This is a genomic window from Bacteroides sp., assembly GCF_052357945.1.
Taxonomy (GTDB): Bacteria; Bacteroidota; Bacteroidia; order Bacteroidales; family Bacteroidaceae; genus Bacteroides.
This window is the reverse complement of the sequence record NZ_DAWCXD010000212.1, coordinates 1-5,791: the sequence shown is the minus strand read 5'-3', so window position 1 is coordinate 5,791 and position 5,791 is coordinate 1. Positions and strand designations below refer to the sequence as shown.

The window sequence follows — 5,791 nt, the reverse complement described above, 5'->3', positions numbered from 1 at the left end:
CGATTCAGGCGAACATACCAGTTGGACAAATTATCATTCACAAAATCAGAAATCAGACGTCCTGCCTTTGTCGGCTCATATTCATTATAGCAAGTATCTACCTCCTTTATCAATGTATTCAATACAGACAAGATCCAACGGTCGATTTCCGGACGTTCTGCCATCGGCACATCCGCTTCTTTATATTCAAATCCGTCTACATTTGCATAAAGTGCAAAGAATGAATACGTATTATATAAAGTGCCGAAGAATTTACGACGCACCTCTTCCACTCCTTCAACGTCAAATTTCAGGTTATCCCACGGAGAAGAGTTGGTTATCATGTACCAACGCAGCGGGTCGGAACCATACTTCTCAATCGTAGTAAACGGATCGACAGCGTTATTCAGACGTTTAGACATCTTGTTGCCGTTCTTATCGAGCACCAGACCGTTAGAAATAACAGCCTTGTATGACACACTGTCAAATACCATCGTAGCGATAGCATGCAAGGTAAAGAACCAACCACGTGTCTGGTCTACCCCTTCTGCGATAAAGTCAGCCGGATATACCTGACGGCTATCCAATAGTTCTTTATTTTCGAACGGATAATGTATCTGCGCATAAGGCATAGCACCCGAATCGAACCATACATCAATCAAGTCTGATTCACGCTTCATCGGTTGGCCATCTTTTGATACCAATATGATGTCGTCTACATAAGGACGGTGAAGATCAATTTTATCATAATTTTCTTCCGAATATTGGCCCGGCACGAAACCTTTATCCTTGTATGGATTGGATTTCATAAATCCGGCAGCTACCGATTTCTCGATTTCATTATAAAGTTCTTCTACAGATTCGATACATATTTCGCTCGTTCCATCTTCCGTACGCCAGATAGGCAGTGGAGTACCCCAATAACGGGAACGGCTAAGGTTCCAGTCATTCAGATTTTCCAGCCACTTACCGAAACGGCCGGTTCCGGTAGATTCCGGTTTCCAGTTGATGGTCTTATTCAATTCCATCATTCGTTCCTTGCAAGCGGTTGAACGGATAAACCAGCTATCCAACGGATAATAAAGTACCGGTTTGTCTGTACGCCAGCAATGCGGGTAGTTATGGACATGCTTCTCTATCTTGAAAGCCTGATTGTTTGCTTTCATCATCATAGCAAGAGCGATATCCAAAGATTCGGCTGCCTGTGCAGCTTTCTCATCAAACTTACCATCTACCATGAATTCAGGATTGTAGGCGTTTTTCACCCAAGCACCCTGATATTCTTTGTATTTATCTACATCAACACATTCTTTTACAAAGGTTTCATCCAATTCATCCAATAGATAGAACTTACCTGTCAGATCTACCATCGGACGAGTTTCACCTTTCTTATTAATCATGAACAGTGACGGGATTCCTGCAGCACGTGCCACATTCGCATCGTCCGCACCAAAGGTAGGTGCAATGTGAACGATACCTGTACCATCTTCTGTAGTTACATAATCTCCCAATATCACACGGAAAGCCTTATCACTAGCCTTCCAGCTACCATCTTCCGCTACTTCAACCGGTTTCACCCAAGGGATCAACTGCTCATATTCCATACCGACAAGATCCGGACCTTTATATTCGGCAATCACCTTATATGGAACGAGCTTGTCACCCGGTTTATAATCTTCCAGCTTCAAATCAGCAGCTTTTGCATTAAAGTGCGCATTCAATAAAGCCTTTGCCAGAATCACTGTTATAGGTTCTCCGGTATAAGCATTATAAGACTGCACAGCCACATAATCAATTTTCGGTCCTACGCAGAGCGCCGTATTTGAAGGCAATGTCCATGGAGTAGTTGTCCAAGCCAGAAAATAAGGAGTTCCCCATTCCGTCATTTCCGGTTTAGGATTCTTCATTTTAAATTGGGCAACGGCCGTTGTATCTTTTACATCGCGATAACAGCCCGGTTGATTCAACTCATGTGAGCTCAATCCTGTTCCTGCAGCCGGCGAATACGGTTGGATCGTATATCCTTTATATAATAAACCTTTTTTATGCAGTTGCTTCAATAGCCACCACAGTGTTTCAATATAACGATTATCATACGTGATATAAGGATGCTTCATGTCCACCCAGTATCCCATCTGATGAGTCAGGTCTTCCCACTCCTTGGTATATTTCATCACGTCCTTCCGGCAAGCCGCATTGTAGTCGGCAACAGAGATTTTCTTACCAATATCTTCTTTTGTGATACCTAATGCTTTTTCTACACTTAGTTCCACAGGCAGTCCGTGCGTATCCCATCCGGCTTTACGCTTCACCTGATAACCCTTCATCGTTTTGTAGCGGCAGAAAATGTCCTTAATGGTACGAGCCATTACATGGTGAATACCCGGCATACCATTAGCCGAGGGAGGTCCTTCGAAAAACACGAACGAAGGACAGCCATCACGTTCTGTCATACTCTTGGCGAAAACCTGGTTCTCGTCCCATTTCTTCAGCACATCTTTGTTTACCTGCGAAAGGTCAAACTGCGAATATTCAGTAAATCTCTTACCCATAGCTGTCTACGATTTTACTATTTACAATTTACAATTTGAGGGGTATCCCCATTTTTAAGGGTGCAAATTTACAAAAACATTTGTTTAGTTGAGCAAAAAGCTAAGACTTTTAATCGGATTCGTGTGAAGTTAACGATTATAAACCGCCTACAGCCTAAACAAAACAGGTATCTCCTTGTTTTAGTGGGAAACCTAAAAACACTTAACTTATGAATTATGGAATTAGTATTTTATTCAGGGCAATCCCTTTGGTGATGGCTATTTTTTGCTTCGGATACGGAGCGTTCATTTATGGTTATGGAGATGCCGGCGGTCGTGTTGTAGCGGGCCCTGTGATATTCTCATTAGGTATGATATGCATTGCGTTGTTCTGCACGGCTGCCACTATTATCCGGCAAATCATACATACATATAATCAAGCTGCGAAGTACGGTTTACCGATACTCGGTTATCTGGCAGCTATAGTGACTATAATCGGAGGTATCTGTGTTTTCAGTAATGCCGACGGTACTTCAGCTTTTGTGGCAGGCCATGTAATAACCGGTGTAGGTTTTATTACAGGTTGTGTAGCCACTGCTGCCACCTCCTCTACCCGTTTTTCTTTGATTCCGGGAAATTCCAGAGGCACGGGCAATGAAGTTCCTGAAGGCGCATTTTCTTTAGGTCAGGAACGGGCATTGGAAATCATTGTCATTCTCATTTCTCTTATCGCATGGATATGGGCGTTTGTTTTATTGGCTAACAGCCATGTGCATCCGGCTTATTTTGTAGCTGGTCATGTAATGGCAGGGCTTGCCTGCATTTGTACCAGTCTGATCGCATTGGTAGCTACCATAGCCCGTCAGATACGCAATGTATATTCGGAAAAAGAACGTTCACAATGGCCCAAACTCGTTTTATTGATGGGGTCTATTTCTTTTATCTGGGGATTTTTTATAATCTTAGCCGATTCAGGCAGCGCCAACGGTACTACCGGATATATCATGCTTGGACTAGGTTTAGTCTGTTACAGTATTTCCAGTAAAGTCATTCTTTTGGCTAAAATCTGGCGACATGAGTTCAAACTCGCCAATCGTATTCCTTTAATTCCGGTACTGACTGCATTGGCTTGTCTGTTTTTGGCGGCTTTTGTATTCGAGCTTGCCACTGTAAATGCAGATTACTTCATTCCGGCACGTGTTTTATCAGGGCTCGGAGCGATATGCTTTACGCTGTTTTCTATCGTTAGTATATTGGAGAGCGGCACGTCTTCCAAATAAAAAATATTCTATAAAAAGGGCGTCACTATATGCCCCGGATAGTGACGCTATCCAAGGCACATAGTGACGCTATCTTGACAGCATAGCGTCACTCTTTTATTTTTTGAATCTAACCTCATAGAGGTCATTCCTGCGGTCTTTCAAGTTACGTACACTACCATACGTATGCAGTTCGTTCAACAAATCCAGATCAACATCCGATACCAAAATCATTTCTGTGTTAGGAGTTGCTTCTGCCCTCTTTCCGTCTGTTGGAAAAGCAAAATCGCATGGGGTAAACACACCCGATTGAGCATATTGAATATCCATATTGTGCACACGGGGAAGATTTCCGACACTTCCGGCAATGACTACAAAACATTCATTTTCAATAGCACGCGCCTGTGCACAAACACGAACACGGGAGTAGGCATTCTGGGTATCTGTCAGGAAAGGAACAAATAATATCTGCATTCCCTGATCTGCCATCAGGCGGGAAAGTTCGGGGAATTCCACATCATAGCAGATTAAAACTCCGATCTTTGCACAATCCGTATCAAAAGTGTTCAGAAGTTTGCCACCGTTCAGTCCCCAGCTTTTTATTTCATCGGGGGTAACGTGTAATTTCTCGTACATTTCGTAGGTTCCATCCCGTCGGCAAAGGAAACCTACATTATAAAGTAGCCCATCCTCTTTTACGTATGGCATACTTCCTGTTATAATGTTAATATTATAGCTAATAGCCAGATTCATAAACCGTTCCCGAATCTCATCGGTATACTTTGCCAATCCGCGAATAGCCTGTGATTCTCCTTTATCATTATACTTCGACATCAAAGGAGCATTGAAATATTCCGGGAAAAGAACAAAATCGCTTTTATAATCAGATACTGCGTCCACGAAGAATTCTACTTGTTCGAACAGGTCGTCCAACGTTTTATAGCTACGCATCTGCCATTGCACTAATCCTACACGAACCGTAGTTTTAGGACTGATATATTCTTGCGTAGGTGGTTGATAATAGATATTATCCCATTGAAGCAAACAAGCATAATGTTTCGATTCTTCGTCATTCGGCAGATAATTGGTCATCACCTTTCGCACGTGAAAATCATTCGATAACTGAAAAGTTAGTACCGGATCATAAATCTCGCGTTGACGCACTCGTTCGATATATTCTTTCGGACGCATTTTGTCAGCATATTTATGATAATTCGGGATACGTCCGCCAAACATGATAGCTTTCAGGTTCAATGTTTCGCAAAGTTCCTTGCGATATTCATACATACGACGTGCCAAGCGTAAACCACGATAACCCGGATGAATGAACACTTCAATGCCGTACAGGATATTTCCTTCTGGATTATGTGTATTGAATGTTTCCTTCCCTGTCACTTGTGCATACGTATGGTCGTTCTTTACTTTATCATAATCAACAATGATAGAAAGAGCACAACCAACTATTTTATCATCGACTACTGTGACAATCTGACCTTCCGGAAAAATCTTAATTAACTTCTGGATCTGCTCACGGGTCCAAAACACATCGCTACCATCTGAATAGACGCGGGTAAACGACTGGGATAACTGTACATAATCTTCTATTTGCAGATTGCGTATCTGCACTTTATTAATTTTTATCGGATGTTGTTCCATAACAATACGTGTTTTATAAAAGATAGTGCAAAGGTATAGCTATTCCTTTAATTGTGTTTTCAAACCAAGAGAAATTTTACAACCACCATTGATATGCTATACCGTACAGCCACATCCCTATTAAGAAAAAATGAATACATATTTTATATAATCACTTATTATCAATTTTGATCGATATCAAACAACGGTCACATTTCATACGGTCAAACCAATTTAAAGATAATAGAAAGTGTATAATAACTTCGCACAGGTTTACCATCTTTTAATCCTGGTTTCCACTTTGGCATTTGTTCCAGAATTTCCAATGCAGCTTTTTTTAAAAAAGGATTTCTACCTAAAGGAGCTATATCTTTTATAATACAAGGA

General features: G+C 41.5%; 4 protein-coding genes. 1 reads left to right on the top strand and 3 read right to left on the bottom strand.

Translation table 11 applies throughout. The features are described 5' to 3' along the window. On the bottom strand, positions 1–2,531 hold a 2,531-nt coding region (ileS, locus tag ACT8YW_RS21430; RefSeq protein ID WP_444107083.1), incomplete at its 3' end, for an isoleucine--tRNA ligase. A gap of 209 nt (positions 2,532–2,740) precedes the next feature. Between ileS and ACT8YW_RS21425 the strand changes: the two genes are divergently transcribed. Beyond that, positions 2,741–3,790, top strand: a complete 1,050-nt coding sequence (locus tag ACT8YW_RS21425) for a DUF2776 domain-containing protein (protein WP_074638299.1) — start codon at positions 2,741–2,743, stop codon at positions 3,788–3,790. Positions 3,791–3,886: 96 nt separating this feature from the next. On the opposite strand, the gene ACT8YW_RS21420 is transcribed toward ACT8YW_RS21425, so the two are convergent. Further along, positions 3,887–5,425 carry a carbon-nitrogen hydrolase family protein gene (locus tag ACT8YW_RS21420; RefSeq protein WP_074558559.1) on the bottom strand — a complete coding sequence of 513 codons (1,539 nt, stop codon included), beginning with the start codon at positions 5,423–5,425 and terminating at the stop codon, positions 3,887–3,889. Positions 5,426–5,628: 203 nt separating this feature from the next. After that, the gene (locus ACT8YW_RS21415; protein WP_444107084.1) at positions 5,629–5,772 is read right to left on the bottom strand and encodes an energy transducer TonB; all 144 of its coding nucleotides are present in this window, start codon (positions 5,770–5,772) and stop codon (positions 5,629–5,631) included. Between the last annotated feature and the right edge of the window lie 19 nt (positions 5,773–5,791).

Coding starts and splice junctions, on each gene's coding strand:
- ACT8YW_RS21425 (WP_074638299.1), top strand. CDS start 2,741: ATGAATTATGGAATTAGTATTTTATTCAGGGCAATCCCTTTGGTGATG.
- ACT8YW_RS21420 (WP_074558559.1), bottom strand. CDS start 5,425: ATGGAACAACATCCGATAAAAATTAATAAAGTGCAGATACGCAATCTG.